Origin of the sequence: Paraplanobispora takensis (assembly GCF_016863195.1) — a bacterium.
Lineage (GTDB): Bacteria > Actinomycetota > Actinomycetes > Streptosporangiales > Streptosporangiaceae > Planobispora > Planobispora takensis.
Window position 1 is genome coordinate 1 of sequence record NZ_BOOK01000033.1, and the last position, 17,159, is coordinate 17,159.

Genomic DNA, 17,159 nt, shown 5'->3' on the forward strand with positions numbered 1-17,159 from the left:
CGTTTCCGGGGGTTCGTACATTTCCGGGGGGAAGGTTCGAGGGGTCGTCCCGGGCGGGGACGGCCCCTTTCTCATCGGTTCGGGTCTCACTCCTCCAGGTTTCACCGGCTCGGATCTCCCCGGTCCGGGGCGGCGCGCAGGAGGGGCTCGATCCGGTAGGGGACCTGGACGGACAGGGCGATCGTCGTGTCGGTTCGCTGGACGGCCGGGGAGGTGAGGATGCGGGCGATGATCTCCTGGAGATCGGGGGTGCTGCGGGCCACCACGCGGCAGAGCAGGTCGGCCTGTCCGCTGGTGCCGTACACCTCCAGGATCTCCGGGAGCGCCTCCAGGGCCTGGACGGCCTCGGCCAGCCGGCCCTGGGCGATCTGCAGGGAGACGAAGGCCAGGATCGGATAGCCGACGCCCTCGGGGGTGACGGTCGGGCCGAAGTCGGCGATGACGCCCCGGGCGGTGAGTTTCTCGACGCGAGCCTGCACGGTGCCGCGGGCCACCCCGAGCAGGCGGGCGAGTTCGGTCAGGCCGATGCGCGGGTGGGCGCGCATGGTCACCAGGAGGCGGCTGTCCAGCTCGTCGACGGGCACGCCCTCAGACTAGGCGATTCGACCAGTCAGGAACAGGCGCGACCGTACGGTCATGGGCGATTCGCCCAGCCGAACTGCCCGCTCTTGCCAGGGAAACGGGAAATTGCTGTCATCTCATACATGTTCGAGGAAGCACAGTACTTCGCGCCGGTGGCGACCCGTGACGACGGCACGGTCGAGGTCGAGCTCGCTGCGAGCCACCCCGGTTTCGCCGACCCCGTCTACCGGGCGCGCCGCAACGCCATCGCGGCCCTCGCCGTCGGGTACGTGCCCGGCACGCCGATTCCGAAGGCCGAGTACACCGAACAGGAACACGAGGTGTGGGCCATCGTCAGCCGGGAGCTGGCGGTCAAGCACCACAAGTACGCGACCGTGGAGTACCAGCAGGCGGCCGAGCGTCTCGGGCTGCCCGCCGAGCGCATCCCGCAGCTGCAGGAGGTCGGCGACCTGCTGGAGCCCCTGACCGGCTTCCGGTATCTCCCCGCGGCCGGCCTGGTGCCGCTGCGCGACTTCTACGGGGTCCTGGCCGACGGGCTCTTCTACTCGACGCAGTACATCCGTCACCACTCCACGCCGCTCTACACTCCCGAGCCGGACGTCATCCACGAGGTGGTCGGGCACGCCAACGCCCTGGCCTCCGACCGTTACGCGCGTCTCTACCGGCTGGCGGGGGACGCGGCACGGCGGGTGGAGAGCGAGGAGGCGCTGGAGTTCATCTCCAAGATCTTCTGGTTCACGCTGGAGTTCGGCGTGATGACCGACCAGGGGGAGCTGCGGGCGTACGGCGCCGGCATCCTGTCCTCCTACGGGGAGATCGAGGAGTTCCGGGGGATGGACATCCGTCCGCTGGACATCGTCGCGATGGGCACCACCCAGTACGACATCACGAAATACCAGGATGTGCTGTTCCGGGCGGATTCGCTTGAGCACCTGGAGGACGTGGTCGGAAGCTTCTGGGAGACCTGCGACGATGAGGGGATTTTCCGGGTAATGGCAGATTCGGCCTGAGGAGTACAGGAACAGCAAGAAGCCCCTGGCGTGCGAGTCGTCGGCCGACCAAAACTCACGCCAGGGGCTTCTTTTTGCCTCATGGCCGATTCGTGCTGTGCCCATTCCTATTCACCGGAAAAGCACCTGCGCGAATCGGTTCCCAGACGACGCAGTTCGGCAATGTGCCGGAACGCGTGTCGCCGTTCCTTGGAGAGACGTGTCAGTCGTTCTCGATGAAGCCAAGGAGGGCGAGGTCGATGAGGTCGTTCAGCACGTTGTTCTCGTGGTTCTCGACGTAGGTGGTGCCGGACTTCTCCCAGTCGTTGGCCGAGGCGGCGGCGGCGGTGGCCATGCCCGCGGCACCAAGGAAACCTGCGATGGCGACGCCGGCGAGAATACGACGGATCATGATGCTTCCTCCATGGAAACGAAACGGGGAACTTCTGGAGACTCCAGCTGTTAGCCGTAATCGGCTGACTGCTCGTTGTCGCGAATAACAATGTCGTATCCGGGGCCGTCGATTCAACGCAGTCAGGCCAGGTTTCGGTCAAAGGCTCGTGGCGCTCCTTTGGGGATGAAGTCCCATTCGTCGCCGGTGATCCAATGCTTCCGGCAATGGTGTGCCGTGTGACTCTTTCGCCGTATTAACGAGATCCTTTTCACCGGATTTCATGTGCGGATTCTCGTTCGCCGTTCCATGGAGCGGCCCCGGCCGGCTGAGGAGAGCCGACCGGGGCCATCGGAAACCTTGACCGGCCGGAGCCCTGCGGGGCCCGGCCGGAGACGACCTCGTCAGGAGGAGCCCACCAGGCGATATCCGACGCCGCGCACGGTCTGGATGAGCCGGTCGTCGCTGTCGCCGAGACGGGCGCGCAGGCGCTTGACGTGCACCGCGATCGTGTTGGTCGAGGCGGTGCCGGTGGAGTTCCACACGTTGCGCATGATCTGCTCGCGGGTGACCGTGCGGTGCGCGTTGCGCATCAGATAGTGCAGCAGTTCGAACTCGCGCAGCGGGAGGTGGACGACCCGGCCGTCCACCTTGACCTGGTAGGCGTTGACGTCGAGCTCGACGTTGCCGACCACGAGCGTCCGGCGAGCCCCCGAGTCGCCGGCGATCGCGGCCTGCACGAGAGGCAGGAGCTCGGGCACCCGGTACGGCCGGGCCACGCAGGCGGTGGCCCCGGCGGAGAGGGCCTGGACGGCCTGCTCGGCGTGGCCCTCGCCCACCCCGAGCAGGACGGGCACCGCACGCGTCAGCCGTACGGCGCGGATGAACTCCACGGCGCCGATGACCGGCAGAGAGGCGCTGACGAGCACGACGTCAGGCTGCAGCGCCCCGGCCTGCAACAGGGCCTGGGCGCCGTCGCCGACGCCCATGACCTCCACCCCCTCGCGTTCGAGGATCACAGCGAGCTCCTCGACCAGGGTGGATTCCGGATCGGCGACCAGCAGCCTGGGCGCCGTCCGTGTTTCCCCGTCCACTTCGGGTGCCGTCTGCGGCTGGATCACCCGGATCCTCCAAGTAGGAATGTGTGGGGTTCGTGAGGACGGAAACCTCGGCCTCAGCCGAAACGGCCGGTGATGTAGTCCTCGGTTCGCTTGTCGCTCGGGTTGGTGAAGATGCGGCTGGTCTCGTCGAACTCCACCAGGCGGCCGTGCCGTACCCCGGCCGAGTCCACCTCGGCGGTGAAGAAGGCGGTGCGGTCGGAGACGCGGGCGGCCTGCTGCATGTTGTGCGTGACGATGACGATCGTGTAGTCACGCGACAGCTCCTGCATCAGGTCCTCGATCTTGGTGGTCGCGATCGGGTCCAGGGCCGAGCAGGGCTCGTCCATCAGGATCACGTCGGGCTTCACCGCGATCGCCCGGGCGATGCACAGACGCTGCTGCTGGCCGCCGGACAGGGACAGGGCGTTCTGCTTGATCTTGTCCTTGACCTCGTCCCACAGGGCGGCCTTGGTGAGCGCCTCCTCGACGATGTCGTCCATCTTCCCCTTCAGGCCGTTGACCCGGGGGCCGTAGGCGATGTTGTCGTAGATCGACTTGGGGAAGGGATTGGGCTTCTGGAAGACCATGCCGATCCGGCGGCGGACCTCGATCGGGTCGACGTGGTCGCCGTACAGGTCCTCGTCGTGGTAGAGGATCTTGCCGGCCGCGCGGGCGCCGGGAATGAGGTCGTTCATCCGGTTGAAGCAGCGCAGCACGGTGCTCTTGCCGCAACCCGACGGGCCGATCATGGCCGTGATCTCACGGTTGCCGATGGTCATGTCGACCCCCCGCACCGCCTCGTAGTCGCCGTAGAAGACGCTGAGACCGGAGACGGTGAAGACCGGGTCGAGGGCTTCGATGTTGCGGGGCACTTCGGGACCGCGCACGGTTACGTTCGGCACGGAAAGTCCAATCTGAGCCGTTCCGGTGGTCGTCGGCATGAGATTGCGGGGGTCGGTCATTGCGTTCCTCACCAGCGCTTCTGGTAGCGGTTACGGAGCCAGATGGCGACGGAGTTCATCAGCAGCAGGATCGCCAGCAGGACCACGATCGCCGCCGCGGCGAGGACGGCGAACTCCTCCTGGGGGCGGCTGATGAAGCTGTAGATCTGCAGCGGCAGCACGCTGAAGCTGCTCCAGACGCCCTCCGGGTTGAACCGGACCAGCGTCGCGGCGCCGAGCATCAGGAAGGGCGCGGCCTCGCCGATCGCACGGGAGAGGGCCAGGATCGAGCCGGTCGCGATGCCGGGGATCGAGGCCGGGAGCACCTGGCGGTAGATCGTCTGCCACTGGGTCGCCCCCAGCGCCAGCGAGCCCTCGCGGATCGACGGGGGCACCGCGCGGATGGCCTCCCTGGCGGAGATGATCACGATGGGCAGCACGAGCAGCGAGATGGTGATCGCGCCGGTCATGATGGTGAAGCCGAACGCCATCCAGCGGGCGATGATGCCCAGGCCGAGGATGCCGTAGACGATCGAGGGCACCGCGGCGAGGTTGGAGATGTTCAGCTCCAGCAGCCGGTTGTACCACTTGGTCTTGTCCGCGTACTCCTCGAGGTAGATCGCGGCCAGGATCCCGGTGGGCAGCGCCATGAGCGCGGTCAGACCGATGATCCACAGGGTGCCGAAGATGCCGGACTGGATGCCGGCGGTCTCCGGGCGGCGGATCGAGGGCTGGTTCTCCCACAGGGTGGAGTCGAGCCGGGGCCAGCCCTCCTCGACCACGTAGACGATCAGCAGGGTGAGGAAGACGAGCGCGATCGCCAGGCTGGCCAGCAGCGCGATGCGGAACAGGTGTTCCTTGAGCGGGCGTCCCCTGCTCGCGAGCTGTACGGCGGAGCGGGGTGTGGACAGGATGGCCATCAGTCGTAGACCTCGCGATACTTCTGGACCATGCGGGCGCTGACGTAGTTCATGGCGAAGGTCATGATGAACAGGAGCGAGCCGACCGCGAAGATGGTCTTGTAGGCGGTCGAGCCGACCGACGCGTCGCCGGAGCCCGCCTGGGCGATGAAGGCCGCCATGGTGGCCATCTCGTCACCCGGGTAGAGCGTGAACACGGACTTGAAGCCGCCCGCGATCGCGACGATCATCGTCTCGCCCGCGGCCCGGGAGATCGCCAGGATGATGGCGGCGACGATGCCGGAGAAGGCCGCCGGGACGACCACCCGCACCGAGGTCAGCATCTTGGAGGCGCCCAGCGCGTAGGAGCCCTCGCGCAGGCCGTTGGGGACCGCGGCCATCGAGTCCTCCGACAGCGACGCGACGATCGGGATGATCATCACACCGACCAGGAGGCCGGCGCTGAGGGCGTTCTTGGCCTCCAGTTCCAGGAACGGGAAGACGTCCTGCAGCACCGGGGTGACGAAGGTGAGGGCGAAGAAGCCGAAGACCACGGTGGGCACGCCCGCCAGGACCTCCAGCACCGGCTTGAAGATCTTGCGGATGCGCGGTGTGGCGTACTCCGACAGGTAGATCGCGGCGGCCAGGCCGAGCGGCACGGCGACCACGATCGCGATCAGGGTGATCTCGACGGTCGCCACGATGACCGGCCACACGCCGAACGCCGGCGGGTTGAACAGCGGTCCCCAGGTGGTGGAGCCGAAGAACTCACCGAAGCTGACCTCGCCGAAGAACTCGATCGTCGGCTCCAGCAGGGCCGCGACGATGCCGACCGTGGTGGCGATCGACACCATGGCGGCGAGCAGGAGAACCGCCTTGACGGCGAACTCTCCGTAACGCGGGCGCGACCGCGCCAGGGACCGGGAGGCCCCTGACGCGGTCTTGAGGTGCTGTGCCGACATCAGCCCTGGCTCTTCAGGGTCGTGATGTCAGCCTTGAGCTTGGCCTCCTGCTCGGAGTTGAGCGGGATGAACTTCGCGTCCTTGGCGATGGCGTTGATGTTGGTCGCGTAGTAGTCGAGGAAGGCCCCGACCTCGGGCCGCTTGGCCGCGGTGGCCGACACGTAGACGAACAGCGGGCGGGCGAGCGGGGTGTACTTGCCGCCCTGGGCCGCCTCGACGCTCGGGGCGGTGCAGCCGCTGCCGGAGTCGATCTCGACGGCCTTCAGCTTGTCGGCGTTCTCCTCGAAGTAGGTGAAGCCGAAGTAGCCCAGGCCGCCCTTGGCGCCCGCGACACCGGTGACGATGTCGTTGTCGTTCTCGGAGGGGCTGTAGTCCTTGCGGCTCGCGCCCTCCTCACCGTTGATCTCGTCGGTGAAGTAGTCGAAGGTGCCGGAGTCGGTGCCCGGGCCGTAGAGCTTGAGCTCCTCGGCGGGGAACTTGGCGTCGACGTCCTTCCAGGTCTTGACCTTGCCCTCGGCCGCCGGCTCCCACATCTTCTTGAGCTGGTCGGTGGTCAGGCAGGTGGCCCAGTCGTTCTCCTTGGGGACCACCACGGTCAGGGCGTCGGTGGCCACCGTGAGCTCGGTGAACTTGATGCCCTTGGCCTCGCAGGCCGCCTTCTCCTCGTCCTTGATCGGGCGGGAGGCGTCGGAGATGTCGGTCTCGCCGGCGCAGAACTTCTCGAAACCGCCACCGGTTCCGGAGGTCCCGACCGGGATCTTCACCTGCGCCTGCTCCTCGCCGAACAGCTCGGCCGCGGCCTGGGTGAGGGGGGCGACGGTGCTGGAGCCGTCCACCTTGATCTCGCCGCTCAGCTGACCGCCTTCGGACCCGGCGGAGGCGGCGGCAGAGGAGGTGCTTTCACTGCTGCCGGGCTTGGCGTCGCCGCCGCAGGCCGCCGCGAGCGAGACGACGAGCGCGGCCGTCGCAACCGCGCTGAGGCGGCGCTGTCCACTGGTCACGGTATGTTCCTTCTCCGTCGTGAGATCCGTTCTCGATGACCCCGATGCAATCGGGCCAAAGTGAACGGAAATGAAACAAGCCATGACCGGAGCCGGAAGAGTGGGCATGTTCGTGTGAATGCCGCGCCGAATGGCATGATCACCGCTGTCACATGCGGCTTCGCGTGTCTGGAACGTGACAGAGGGGGGTGCGGATCCCCCCTCCGGGGGGTCGCGCGGAACGTCCGGGACCCGGTCGCGGGGGAGAGGGGACCCCTGCGCCTCGCGGGCGGGTGCGCCGTTCACCCACCGGTCGCCGGACAGGGGGTCCTCCGTCGCTCGGCGGCGGGGCGGATGTTCACCCTCCGAGATCGGCGGACACGGGGCCGAGGACCTCACGTACCAGTTCGAGCTCCCGCAGCACCCGTCCGGCCGTCTCCGCCGCGGCCGTCAGGTCGCCGGTCTCCCCCTGGCGCTCCAGTTCCTCGCACAGGGCCGCCAGCGCCGTGGCGCCGAGGTTGGCGGCCGTGCCCCGCAGGGTGTGCGCGCGGCGTTCCACCTCCGTGGCGTCGCCGCGGCGGACGGCGTTCCTGATGCCGTCGGCGAGATCGGGGACGTGTTCCCGGAACGAGGTGATGATGCGGCCGACGATGGCGCGTTCCTCGTCCACGGCGTCCGGCCCGGCGAGTTCGTCCAGGCGGTCGCGGATGCCGGCCTCGCGTGAGGAGGTCGCGCCGGTGCCGGAGGTCGCGTCGGCACCGTGTCGCCGCGGCTCCGGTCTCCGCTGCGGTGCTTGCGCCTGTTCCGCTGCCGGCTCCGGTCTCCGCTGCGGCGTCCGCTCCTGCTCCGGTGCGGGCGGCGGCGTTCCCCCTCCCGGCCCGCGCGTCAGTTTCTCCAGGATCGCGTTCAGGTCGGGAGCGCGCACCGGTTTGGCGAGATAGTCGTTCATCCCGGCCTCGCGGCAGGCCTCCCGGTCCTGGTCCAGGACGCTGGCGGTCAGCGCGACGATGTACGGCTGCGCCGCCAGCGGCTCGTCGCGGATCTGCCGCGTCGCCTCCAGCCCGTCCATCACCGGCATGTGCATGTCCATGAGGATCACGTCGTACGGCGTCCGCCGTACCGCCTCGACCGCTTCCGCGCCGTTGGAGACCATGTCCACGCGGTGTCCGGACTTGGCCAGGGTGAGCTGGGCGACCCGCTGGTTGACCGGGTTGTCCTCGGCGAGGAGGATCCGCAGGACGCCGTGTCCGGCGGTCCGGTCCGGGACGTCCGACCGGCCGCGCCGGGGTGCCGGCGTCACCCGCCGGTCGTCCCCTCTCCGCGCCCGCTCCGGGCGGTCGTCCTCCCCTCCCCGCTCCGGCCGGGCGCCGTTCTCCCGGGGCCCGGACTCCTTGCCGGCCATCACCGTCGCCAGCTTCTCCCGCAGGACGGCGCTGCGGACCGGCTTGGTGAGCACGGCGTCGAACAGCGCGTCCCGGCCGGGTCCCAGGCGCCACTGCACGCTCGTCAGCAGCACGATGGGCATGTTCTGGCCCCCGGGCAGGCGGCGCAGGATGCCGGCGAGCTGCTCGCCGTCCATCTCCGGCATGTGCATGTCCAGGATGGCCACGTCGTAGGTGTTGCCGGAGGCGACCAGCTCGACGGCCCTGACCGGCGCGCCGACGTCGACGCACGTCATCCCCCAGCCGGTGAGCTGCAGGCCGAGGACGCGCCGGTTGGTGGCGTTGTCGTCGACGATCAGCGCGGACCTGCCGGTGAGCGCCACCGTGGCGGTCTCGGCCGCGGGCCGGGGAAGCTCGCAGGTGTCGCAGCCCTCCAGCACCGCGGTCATCGTGAAGGTGGACCCGGCGCCGACCTCGCTGGCGACCTCCAGGTCACCGCCCATGGCGCGGGCGAGCCTTCGGCTGATCGCCAGGCCGAGGCCGGTGCCGCCGTACAGCCGGGTGGTGGAGGAGTCCACCTGGCTGAACGAGCGGAACAGCCGGTCCATGCGGTCGGCGGGGATGCCGATCCCGGTGTCCCTGACGGCCACCTGGAGGCGGACGGGGCCGTCCTGGCGGTCGGACAGCGGGCGGGCGCTCATGGTCGCCACGACCTCGCCCTCCGCGGTGAACTTCACGGCGTTGCTGAGCAGGTTCACCAGCACCTGCCGGAGCCGGGTGACGTCGCCGCGCAACACCTCCGGGCTGCCCGGCTCGAAGTCCCCGACGAGTTCGAGCCCCTTGTCGGCGGCGCCGATGGCCACCAGGGAGAGCGCGCTCTCCAGGCACTCCCTGATGTTGAACGGCCGGTGGTCCAGCTCCAGCTCGCCGGCTTCGATCTTGGAGAAGTCCAGGATGTCGTTGATGATGACGAGCAGCGCCTCGCCGCTGTCGCGGACGGTCTCGGCGAGCTCGCGCTGATCGGTGTCCAGGCAGGTGTCCAGGAGCAGGTCGGTCATCCCGATGACGGCGTTCATGGGGGTGCGGATCTCGTGGCTCATGGTCGCCAGGAAGGCCGACTTGGCCGCGTTCGCGGCCATGGCCTCGTCCCTGGCCCGCGCGATGGTCTGCACCGAGACCTCCACCGCCCTGGCCATGGTGACCACTTCCTTCGGCCCCGCCACCGGGGCGGGGGGCGTGAGGTCGCCGGAGGTGACCCGGGCGGCGTCGGCCGCCACCTGCTGCAGGGGGACGGTCACCTTGCGGGTGGCCCACCACGCGCCCGCGGCGACCGTCAGAGCCGCCAGCAGGGACCCCCACAGGATGAAGTCGCGGGTGTCGGCGGCGTTCTCGTCGCTGCTGCGCTGGCGCGACTCCAGCAGGCGCTCCTCCTCCCTGATCATCCCCGTCAGCAGGGCCTCCGCCTCGGCCATGCTCCGGGCTCCGCGGTCGGTCAGGACGACCTTCCTGGCCTGCTCCAGCCCCTGGTCGCGGCGGAGCCAGATCGTCTCGGCCAGTTCGGCGAGCTTGTCGTCGACGGGCTCCTCCAGCCGGGTGACGGCCTCCTGCTGGCGGGGGTTGTCGGCGGTCATCCGGCGCAGCTCGTCGATGGCGCTGTCGATGGCGGGCAGGGCGCGTCTGTAGGGGGCGAGATAGCGCTCCTCCCCGGTGAGGACGAAGCCGCGCTGGCTGCGCTCGGTGTCCTTGAGCAGGCTGTTCAGGTCTTTGGTGAGGTTGATGACCTGGTAGGAGTGCTCGACGGCGGCGCGTTCCTGCAGCAGGACGCCGATGCGCAGGAAGGCGCTGGCACCGATCAGGGTGAGCGCGCCGAAGGCGATCGCGTAGCCGAGGGCGAGCAGCCGGCTCACGGTCCACTGCGGGGCGAAGCGCCCGAGGCGGGAACCGAGTGTCCGGCGCGCGGACGACGCTGGAGCCTGACGTCTCGTCATTCCTGCGTCTTTCCCCAACTAGGGGGACTTTTGTGAAGTTTATAGATGTATGTCCATTTTTTACGCTAGCCCGGCGCGTACGGAGCCCGCGAGCGGGCCCTCAGGCGGCCCCTCGGATGGGCCCCTCGGATGGGCCCCTCAGACGGGCAGGGTCAGCGGGCCGTCGCCGAGCCGCTTGAGGGCCTCGGTGTGCAGGGCGCCGTTGCTGCAGATCAGGCTGCCCCCGTCGAGCCCCGGCACGCCGGACAGGTCGGTCCAGATGCCGCCGGCCTCCTCGACGATCACGGTCAGGGCCGCGATGTCCCAGGGGGAGAGCTCGGGCTCGGCCGACAGGTCCACCGAGCCCTCGGCCACCATCATGTGGGACCAGAAGTCGCCGTAGGCGCGGCTGCGCCAGACGGCCCGGTTCAGGTCGAGGAAGCTGTCGAGCTTTCCGGCCTCCTCCCAGCCGCCGAGGCTGGAGTAGGAGAAGGAGGCGTCCTCCAGGCGGGTGACGGAGGAGACCTGGCAGCGGGTGGCCTTGGACAGGCTCCTGCCGGTCCAGGCGCCGGTTGCGCGGGCGGCCCACCAGCGGCGGCCCAGTGCCGGGGCGGAGACCAGGCCGACGACGACGCGGCCGCGGTCCATCAGCGCGATGAGGGTGGCCCACACCGGGACGCCGCGCACGTAGTTCTTGGTGCCGTCGATCGGGTCGATGATCCACGAACGCGCGCCGTAGCCGGTCTCGCCGAACTCCTCGCCGATGACGGCGTCGCGGGGCCGGGCGCGGCGGAGGGTCCCGCGGATCGACTCCTCCACGGCCCGGTCGGCGTCGCTGACCGGGGTGAGGTCGGGTTTGGTCTCGACGCGCAGGTCCACCGCCTTGAACCGGCGCATGGTCAGATCGTCGGCGGCGTCGGCCATGACGTGCGCGAGGCGGAGGTCGTCGTTGTAACCGGTCACGGGGGGAAACGCTATCGCGTCAGCGGCCGGTCATAGGAGAGCGATGGGCAAACCGCGGGGATCGCGTCCCGGCCGCAGGCCGGCCGGGAATGACCGCGATCACCGTTGGAAGCTGTGTTACTGGCGAGTAGCATCTGGGGCATGACCTTTGACGTGGGTGCTTTCATGCTGCAGAGCGTGCCGTTCGCGCGGACGCTGGACATCTCCTTCGAGAAGGTGGAGCCGGGCTTCGCGGTCTGCCGCATGCCCGACCGCGCCGACCTGCACAACCACGTGGGCGGCCCGCACGCCGGAGCGCTGTTCACCCTGGCCGAGTCCGCCTCGGGCGCGGCGATGCTGGCGACCTTCGGCGACCAGCTGTCGCGGGCGACCCCGCTGGCCGCGAACGCGGCGATCCGCTATGTGAAGCTCGCGATGGGGGAGGTCGTCGCCGAGGCCCGCCTGCAGGCGTCGCGTGAGGAGGTCGTGGCCACGCTGGACGCCGGCGGGCGCCCCGAGTTCGACGTCGCCGTCGACATCAAGACCGCCGACGGCACGCCGGTGTCGCAGATGACCGTCGCCTGGACTCTGCGCCCCAACCGGTAGGGGACGGTCAGGAAGCCGCGGGGCGGTCCTCGTCGGGGGCGCCCTCGCGGCTGGCGAGCAGGCGCCGCAGGGAGGCCAGGCGGGCCGGGTCGGCGTGGCCGGCGGCGGCCCAGGCGTCCAGCGCGCACTCCTCGCCCAGATGGGTGCAGCCCTTCGGGCACTCGACCGTGCCCTCGACCAGGTCGGGGAAGCCGGCCAGGACGGTCTCGACCGAGACGTGGGCCAGGCCGAAGCTGCGCACGCCCGGGGTGTCGATGATCCAGCCGCCCTCGGGCAACTCCAGGGCGATGGCGGAGGTGGAGGTGTGGCGTCCCCGGCCGGTGACCGCGTTGACGTGCGAGACGGCCCGGTTGGCGTCCGGGACCAGCGCGTTGACCAGGGTCGACTTGCCCACCCCCGAGTGCCCGACCAGGACGCTGATCCGGCCCTTCAGCCGCTGCCTCAGCTCCTCCAGGTCGCCGCCCTTGCGGATCACGACGTACGGCACGCCGAGGGGGGCGTAGAGCGCGACCAGCTCCTCCGGTGAGGCCAGGTCGGACTTGGTCAGGCACAGCAGCGGCTCGATGTCGGCGTCGAAGGCCGCGACGAGCATCCGGTCGATCATACGGGGCCGGGGCGGCGGGTCGGCCAGGGCCGTGACGATCACCAGCTGGTCGGCGTTGGCGACCACCGGGCGCTCGATGCCGTCGGTGTCGTCGGTGTCGTCGGCGGAGCGGCGCAGCATCGAGACCCGGGGCTCCACGCGTACGACCCGGGCCAGCGTGTCGGGCCTGCCGGAGACGTCGCCCACCAGGGCCACCCGGTCGCCGACCACGATCCCCTTGCGGCCCAGCTCCCGCGCCTTCATCGCGACGACGACGCGGCGGCCCGCCGCACGGTCCTTCCTGCGGCGCCCCCTCTCCTCCCCGGCGCCGACCAGGCAGGTGTAGCGGCCGCGGTCGACGGTCACGACGAAGCCCTCGACGGCCTCCTCGTGCGCCGGACGGATGCGGGTCCGCGGCCGGGAACCCTTCCCCGGCCGGATCCTGACGTCGTCCTCGTCGTACTCCCGCTTCCTCAGCGGTCTCCTCCCAACATCCGCGCCCACATCGAGGCGAACTCCGGCAGGGTCTTACCCGTGGTGGCGATGTCCTCCACCTCGACGCCGGGCACGGCCAGGCCGATCACCGCGCCGGCCGTGGCCATGCGGTGGTCGGCGTAGGAGTGGAACACCCCGCCGGTGAGCGGCCGCGGGCGGATCTCCAGGCCGTCCTCGGTCTCGTTCGCGTCGCCGCCGAGGCCGTTGATCTCGTTGACCAGCGCGGCCAGCCGGTCGGTCTCGTGCCCCCGGATGTGGGCGACACCGCTGATCCGGCTGGGGGAGTCGGCCAGGGCGGCCAGGGCGGCGATGGTCGGGGTCAGCTCGGCGACGTCGCGCAGGTCGGCCTCGATGCCGGAGATCCGGCCGGTGCCGGTGACCGACAGCCCCTCGGGCGTGCGCTCCACGGAGGCGCCCATGGCGGACAGCAGCTCCCGGAGCTGGTCGCCGGGCTGGGTGGTCTCGGCCGGCCAGCCGGGGATGACGACCGTGCCGCCGGTGACCATGGCGGCAGACAGGAACGGCGCCGCGTTGGACAGGTCGGGCTCCACGGTGAAGTCCCCGGCCCGGATGGGGCCCGGCTCGACCCGCCAGACGTCGCGCTCGGAGTCGTCGACCCGGACGCCGAACTCGCGGAGCATCTGGACGGTCATCCGGATGTGCGGCTGCGACGGCACGGGCGGGCCGTCGTGCCGGACCGTCACGCCCTTGGGGAAGCGGGCGGCGGTCAGCAGCAGGCCCGACAGGAACTGGGAGGAGCCGGAGGCGTCGAGTGTGACCTCTCCTCCGGCGATCGGGCCGCGGACGGTGAAGGGCAGCGCCTCGCCCGTCACCTCGGCGCCCAGCGCGCGCAGGGCCCGCAGGATCACGCCCATCGGGCGCTTGCGCGCGTGCGGGTCGCCGTCGAAGGACACCTCGCCGTCGGCCAGGGCGGCCATCGGGGGCACGAAGCGCATGACCGTGCCGGCCAGCCCGACGTCGATGTGCGCCCCGGCGGCGACCGGCCCGGGGGTGATCGTCCAGTCGACGCTGGAGGCGCTCTCGCCGGAGGGGGTCATCGTGGCGCCGAGGGCGCGCAGGGCGTCGGCCATCAGGTCGGAGTCGCGGCTGCGCAGCGCCAGCCGTACCGTGCCGGGACCGTCGGCCAGTGCGGCCAGCAGCAGCGCGCGGTTGGTCACGGACTTCGAGCCCGGCAGGGGGACGGTCGCGCGCACGGGATCGGTCGCGGTAGGGGCGGGCCACAGCGGAGCGGACATGCCCGAAGCCTATCGAGACCGTCTCGCCGTACGGGAAGCGCCCGACCGGGATGTGGACGGGCCGTCCGGGATGAGAGACGACATCCGTATTCGGAGGTGGCAGAGTGGGGACATGTGCGGAAGATACGCGTCTGCGCGCGCCAAGCAGGAGCTGATCGAGGAGTTCGAGGTCGAGCTCGACGGAGCCCCTGACGAGGATCTCGGGCCCGACTACAACGTCGCGCCGACCAAGCGGGTCTACGCGGTGCTCAGCAGGGTGCCGAAGATGGAGCCGAAGACGCCGGAGACGGGGGCGAGGCCGGTGCGCCAGCTCCGCGTCATGCGGTGGGGGCTGGTTCCCGGCTGGGCGAAGGACCCCTCGATCGGGTCCAGGATGATCAATGCGCGGGTGGAGACCGTGGCGGAGAAGCCCTCCTTCCGCAAGGCGTTCGCCGAGCGCAGGTGCCTGCTGCCGGCCGACGGCTACTACGAGTGGGCCGTGCAGGAGGAGACCGGGGCGAAGGGCAGGCCGAAGAAGCAGCCCTACTTCATCCACCCGGCCGACGGCGGGGGCATGGCCATGGCGGGGCTGTACGAGTTCTGGCGTGACAAGGGCCGGCCCGAGGAGGACCCGCTGGCCTGGCTGGTGACCTGCACGATCATCACGACCTCCGCCGTCGACGAGGCGGGCAAGGTCCACGACCGCATGCCGATGCTGATCGAGCGCGACCGGTGGGCCGACTGGCTCGACCCCGGCGTCGCCGACGCCCGGGAGTTCCTGGTCCCGGCCGGCTCGACCGGCCTGACCCTGCGCCCCGTCTCCACGGCGGTGAACTCGGTGCGCAACAACGGACCGGAGCTCATCGCGCCGGTGACGGCGGGGGCGGGCGAGGACCGGCCGCTCTTCTAAAAAGACTCGAAAATCCGTGTAAAAACCACGCAGAGCGGGCATCCGCTGAGGAAAGCGGAACCTCTTCCGGGAGGTCACGCCACAAAAGCTCGCTCTTTCCATGCCCGACGGGACGTCCGGGGAGTCCCGCCGAAGGCCCCCCACATCGTCCCGGAGGTGCGGATCCGTGAACGACGCGACCGCGCGTATGCGCCTGGAGAGCATTCTGGCCGAGCTCGACCGGTCCATCGGGGTCCTGAGCGGCGGCCCCGTGGCCGAGCGGGAAAGGTCGGCGGCCGACGCGGGATCCGACCTGACCGACGCCGACCGCAACCGGGCCATGCTCGATGTGGCCGTCCAGCACCGCCGGTCGGTGGTCGAGGCGCTCAAGCGGATCGACGAGGGACAGTACGGCCTGTGCGTCGACTGCGGCAGACCCGTCCCCGAGGGCAGGCTGGAGGCGCGGCCCGAGGCCGCCCGGTGCGTGGAGTGCCAGTCGCGAAGGGAGCGGCGCCGCTGACCCTCCGGCCGGAGGCTACGGCCGCCGGGCGCTGGCGACCAGGTGGATGCCCACGGTGTCGTCGTCGTCGGGATGGGCCTCCAGCTCGGTGCGGACCAGCCAGTTCAGCGCGCGGGGATCCGAGGCGAGCACGTGGTCGACCGTCGAGGGGGACAGCACGGTGCGGGGCCGTACCCACTCGACCTCCAGGCCGGCGTCGGTGAGCAGCTCGCGGAGCTGACCGCAGCTGAAGCAGCGCGTGATGCTGCCGTCGGGCCACGGCACGAGCATGACCTCGCCGGTGGTCTGGCGCAGATGCGCCCAGTAGTTCTGCTCGGCCAGGATCGCCATGCCCAGCACCAGCGAGTCGACGCAGATCAGCGCCCGCCCGCCGGGACGCAGCACCCGGGTGATGTCGGCGACCACGGACTCGGCCATGAGCTCCAGCGACATGGACCGGTCCTCGGCCATCACGGCGTCCACGCTGCCGTCGGGCAGGAAACGCAGGTCGTCGGCGCGGACCCGGCGGGTCTTGCCGGCGTCGCGCAGCGGGGACTGACCGGTGTCGCGCAGCGGGGACTGACCGTCCTCCACCGTCTTGCGGAAGTCGATCATCTCGATCACCCGGTGCCCGCCGCGCGCCGCCTGCGCCGACCACCGTCCGTGGCCGCGCGAGAGGTCCAGGATGGTGGACGGTTCGGAGGGAAGCCATCGGCTCAGCTGCTCGGCGGCGACCGCCCGGTAAAAGGTCCAGTACGGCCCGAGCGTTCCTGAGCCGTTCAGCTCTTCGGCCGGGATGGGCAGCACAAGCGGCTCCTGGCGTCGGGTTTCCGGTGGTCTGTTGCTACCTGCCGGTACATATCTTTTTCCCCGTACCGGCCTGCTCGTCACCTTCTATCTTGTGGGAACAGACAGCCGGTCGCGGGTGTTGCCAACGGACAGCGAACGATCCTTCCAGGAGGTTGGCAAGCGAATGCTCGCGTTAGTCGAACCCGTCGCCCACCCCGGTGATCGGTCCCTGCCCGCCGAGCGGGTATCCTCCGCTCTGTACGGTGTCCCGCGTCAGCAGGACTCCGGAGATCCTAAGGGGGTGGGTCCGGTTCCTGCGACAGATGCAGAGACTCTGGAGCAGAGGAGTGCACGGTTCGAGCGGGACGTCATGCCCTATCTCGAGCAGCTCTACTCCGCCGCGCTCCGGATGACCCGGAACCCCGCGGATGCCGAAGACCTTCTCCAGGAGACCTTCGCCAAGGCGTTCGCGTCCTTCCACCAGTTCCAGGAAGGCACGAACCTCAAGGCCTGGCTCTACCGCATCCTCACCAACACCTTCATCAACAGCTACCGCAAGAAGCAGCGGGAGCCCAAGCAGGCCGGCACCGAGGAGATCGAGGACTGGCAGCTCGCCAGGGCCGAGTCGCACACCTCGGGCGGCCTGAAGTCGGCGGAGATCGAGGCGCTCGAACACCTCCCCGACAGCGACGTCAAGGAGGCGCTCGCCGCGCTTCCCGAGGAGTTCCGCATCGCGGTCTATCTCGCCGACGTCGAGGGCTTCCCCTACAAGGAGATCGCGGAGATCATGGGAACCCCCATCGGGACCGTGATGTCGCGGCTCCACCGCGGTAGGCGGCAGCTGCGCACGCAGCTGGAGGACTACGCCCGCGAGCGTGGTCTGACCCCCGCGGAGGGTGCCAAGTGAACGGGCGAGCCGACATGCACC

At 69.9% G+C, this 17,159-nt stretch carries 17 protein-coding genes; 5 read left to right on the top strand and 12 right to left on the bottom strand.

Going from position 1 to position 17,159, the window contains the following annotated elements:
- Positions 1-101 precede the first annotated feature (101 nt).
- Complete coding sequence (locus Pta02_RS22615; RefSeq protein WP_203876907.1) at positions 102-584, bottom strand: Lrp/AsnC family transcriptional regulator; 483 nt, start codon at positions 582-584, stop codon at positions 102-104.
- Positions 585-704: 120 nt separating this feature from the next.
- Here Pta02_RS22615 and Pta02_RS22620 point away from each other — a divergent pair, with 120 nt between their 5' ends.
- Complete coding sequence (locus tag Pta02_RS22620) at positions 705-1,592, top strand: phenylalanine 4-monooxygenase (protein ID WP_203876908.1); 888 nt, start codon at positions 705-707, stop codon at positions 1,590-1,592.
- A 202-nt stretch (positions 1,593-1,794) separates the two neighbouring features.
- Here Pta02_RS22620 and Pta02_RS22625 read toward each other — a convergent pair whose 3' ends face one another.
- From Pta02_RS22625 to hisN, 8 genes are all read right to left on the bottom strand, one after another.
- Positions 1,795-1,983, bottom strand: coding sequence for a hypothetical protein (locus Pta02_RS22625; RefSeq protein ID WP_203876909.1), 189 nt, complete (start codon positions 1,981-1,983; stop codon positions 1,795-1,797).
- Between the two features lie 383 nt (positions 1,984-2,366).
- The gene (locus Pta02_RS22630) at positions 2,367-3,083 is read right to left on the bottom strand and encodes a response regulator transcription factor (protein ID WP_203876910.1); all 717 of its coding nucleotides are present in this window, start codon (positions 3,081-3,083) and stop codon (positions 2,367-2,369) included.
- 53 nt (positions 3,084-3,136) lie between these two features.
- A complete protein-coding gene (gene pstB / locus Pta02_RS22635; RefSeq protein ID WP_203876951.1) occupies positions 3,137-4,003 on the bottom strand; it encodes a phosphate ABC transporter ATP-binding protein PstB in 867 nt (288 codons plus the stop codon).
- A 29-nt stretch (positions 4,004-4,032) separates the two neighbouring features.
- Entirely contained in the window at positions 4,033-4,923 is an 891-nt protein-coding gene (pstA, locus tag Pta02_RS22640; RefSeq protein WP_203876911.1) for a phosphate ABC transporter permease PstA, read from the bottom strand.
- Positions 4,923-5,864, bottom strand: coding sequence for a phosphate ABC transporter permease subunit PstC (pstC, locus tag Pta02_RS22645; RefSeq protein WP_203876912.1), 942 nt, complete (start codon positions 5,862-5,864; stop codon positions 4,923-4,925). Before pstC ends, pstA begins: the two co-directional genes overlap by 1 nt.
- Positions 5,864-6,865: a PstS family phosphate ABC transporter substrate-binding protein gene (locus tag Pta02_RS22650; protein ID WP_203876913.1), complete on the bottom strand. Its 1,002-nt coding sequence runs from the start codon at positions 6,863-6,865 to the stop codon at positions 5,864-5,866. The genes pstC and Pta02_RS22650 overlap by 1 nt, the downstream gene beginning before the upstream one ends.
- A gap of 337 nt (positions 6,866-7,202) precedes the next feature.
- Positions 7,203-10,214, bottom strand: a complete 3,012-nt coding sequence (locus Pta02_RS22655) for a hybrid sensor histidine kinase/response regulator (protein ID WP_203876914.1) — start codon at positions 10,212-10,214, stop codon at positions 7,203-7,205.
- A 138-nt stretch (positions 10,215-10,352) separates the two neighbouring features.
- Positions 10,353-11,156 (bottom strand): histidinol-phosphatase, encoded by an 804-nt coding sequence (hisN, locus tag Pta02_RS22660; protein WP_203876915.1) that lies wholly within the window; start codon positions 11,154-11,156, stop codon positions 10,353-10,355.
- A gap of 141 nt (positions 11,157-11,297) precedes the next feature.
- Here hisN and Pta02_RS22665 point away from each other — a divergent pair, with 141 nt between their 5' ends.
- Positions 11,298-11,741, top strand: coding sequence for a DUF4442 domain-containing protein (locus Pta02_RS22665; protein WP_203876916.1), 444 nt, complete (start codon positions 11,298-11,300; stop codon positions 11,739-11,741).
- Between the two features lie 7 nt (positions 11,742-11,748).
- On the opposite strand, the gene rsgA is transcribed toward Pta02_RS22665, so the two are convergent.
- Together rsgA and aroA are read right to left on the bottom strand one after the other, a co-directional pair.
- Positions 11,749-12,801: a ribosome small subunit-dependent GTPase A gene (rsgA, locus tag Pta02_RS22670; protein WP_203876952.1), complete on the bottom strand. Its 1,053-nt coding sequence runs from the start codon at positions 12,799-12,801 to the stop codon at positions 11,749-11,751.
- Positions 12,798-14,075: a 3-phosphoshikimate 1-carboxyvinyltransferase gene (gene aroA, locus Pta02_RS22675; protein ID WP_203876917.1), complete on the bottom strand. Its 1,278-nt coding sequence runs from the start codon at positions 14,073-14,075 to the stop codon at positions 12,798-12,800. Before aroA ends, rsgA begins: the two co-directional genes overlap by 4 nt.
- A 112-nt stretch (positions 14,076-14,187) precedes the next feature.
- On the opposite strand from aroA, the gene Pta02_RS22680 reads away from it, so the two are divergent.
- Both Pta02_RS22680 and Pta02_RS22685 read left to right on the top strand, forming a co-directional pair.
- On the top strand, positions 14,188-14,964 hold the full coding sequence (locus Pta02_RS22680) for an SOS response-associated peptidase (RefSeq protein WP_203876918.1): 777 nt from the start codon (positions 14,188-14,190) through the stop codon (positions 14,962-14,964).
- 166 nt (positions 14,965-15,130) lie between these two features.
- Positions 15,131-15,463: a TraR/DksA family transcriptional regulator gene (locus Pta02_RS22685; protein WP_203876919.1), complete on the top strand. Its 333-nt coding sequence runs from the start codon at positions 15,131-15,133 to the stop codon at positions 15,461-15,463.
- Positions 15,464-15,478: 15 nt separating this feature from the next.
- Here Pta02_RS22685 and Pta02_RS22690 read toward each other — a convergent pair whose 3' ends face one another.
- Complete coding sequence (locus Pta02_RS22690; protein ID WP_203876920.1) at positions 15,479-16,249, bottom strand: class I SAM-dependent methyltransferase; 771 nt, start codon at positions 16,247-16,249, stop codon at positions 15,479-15,481.
- Positions 16,250-16,532: 283 nt separating this feature from the next.
- Here Pta02_RS22690 and Pta02_RS22695 point away from each other — a divergent pair, with 283 nt between their 5' ends.
- Positions 16,533-17,138 (top strand): sigma-70 family RNA polymerase sigma factor, encoded by a 606-nt coding sequence (locus Pta02_RS22695; RefSeq protein WP_203876921.1) that lies wholly within the window; start codon positions 16,533-16,535, stop codon positions 17,136-17,138.
- The last annotated feature ends 21 nt before the right edge of the window (positions 17,139-17,159 follow it).

Bases quoted from the DNA above. Each gene is read 5' to 3' on its own strand.
- Pta02_RS22620 (WP_203876908.1), top strand. From the start codon at position 705: ATGTTCGAGGAAGCACAGTACTTCGCGCCGGTGGCGACCCGTGACGAC.
- Pta02_RS22625 (WP_203876909.1), bottom strand. From the start codon at position 1,983: ATGATCCGTCGTATTCTCGCCGGCGTCGCCATCGCAGGTTTCCTTGGT.
- pstB (WP_203876951.1), bottom strand. From the start codon at position 4,003: ATGCCGACGACCACCGGAACGGCTCAGATTGGACTTTCCGTGCCGAAC.
- pstA (WP_203876911.1), bottom strand. From the start codon at position 4,923: ATGGCCATCCTGTCCACACCCCGCTCCGCCGTACAGCTCGCGAGCAGG.
- pstC (WP_203876912.1), bottom strand. From the start codon at position 5,864: ATGTCGGCACAGCACCTCAAGACCGCGTCAGGGGCCTCCCGGTCCCTG.
- Pta02_RS22655 (WP_203876914.1), bottom strand. From the start codon at position 10,214: ATGACGAGACGTCAGGCTCCAGCGTCGTCCGCGCGCCGGACACTCGGT.
- Pta02_RS22665 (WP_203876916.1), top strand. From the start codon at position 11,298: ATGACCTTTGACGTGGGTGCTTTCATGCTGCAGAGCGTGCCGTTCGCG.
- aroA (WP_203876917.1), bottom strand. From the start codon at position 14,075: ATGTCCGCTCCGCTGTGGCCCGCCCCTACCGCGACCGATCCCGTGCGC.
- Pta02_RS22680 (WP_203876918.1), top strand. From the start codon at position 14,188: ATGTGCGGAAGATACGCGTCTGCGCGCGCCAAGCAGGAGCTGATCGAG.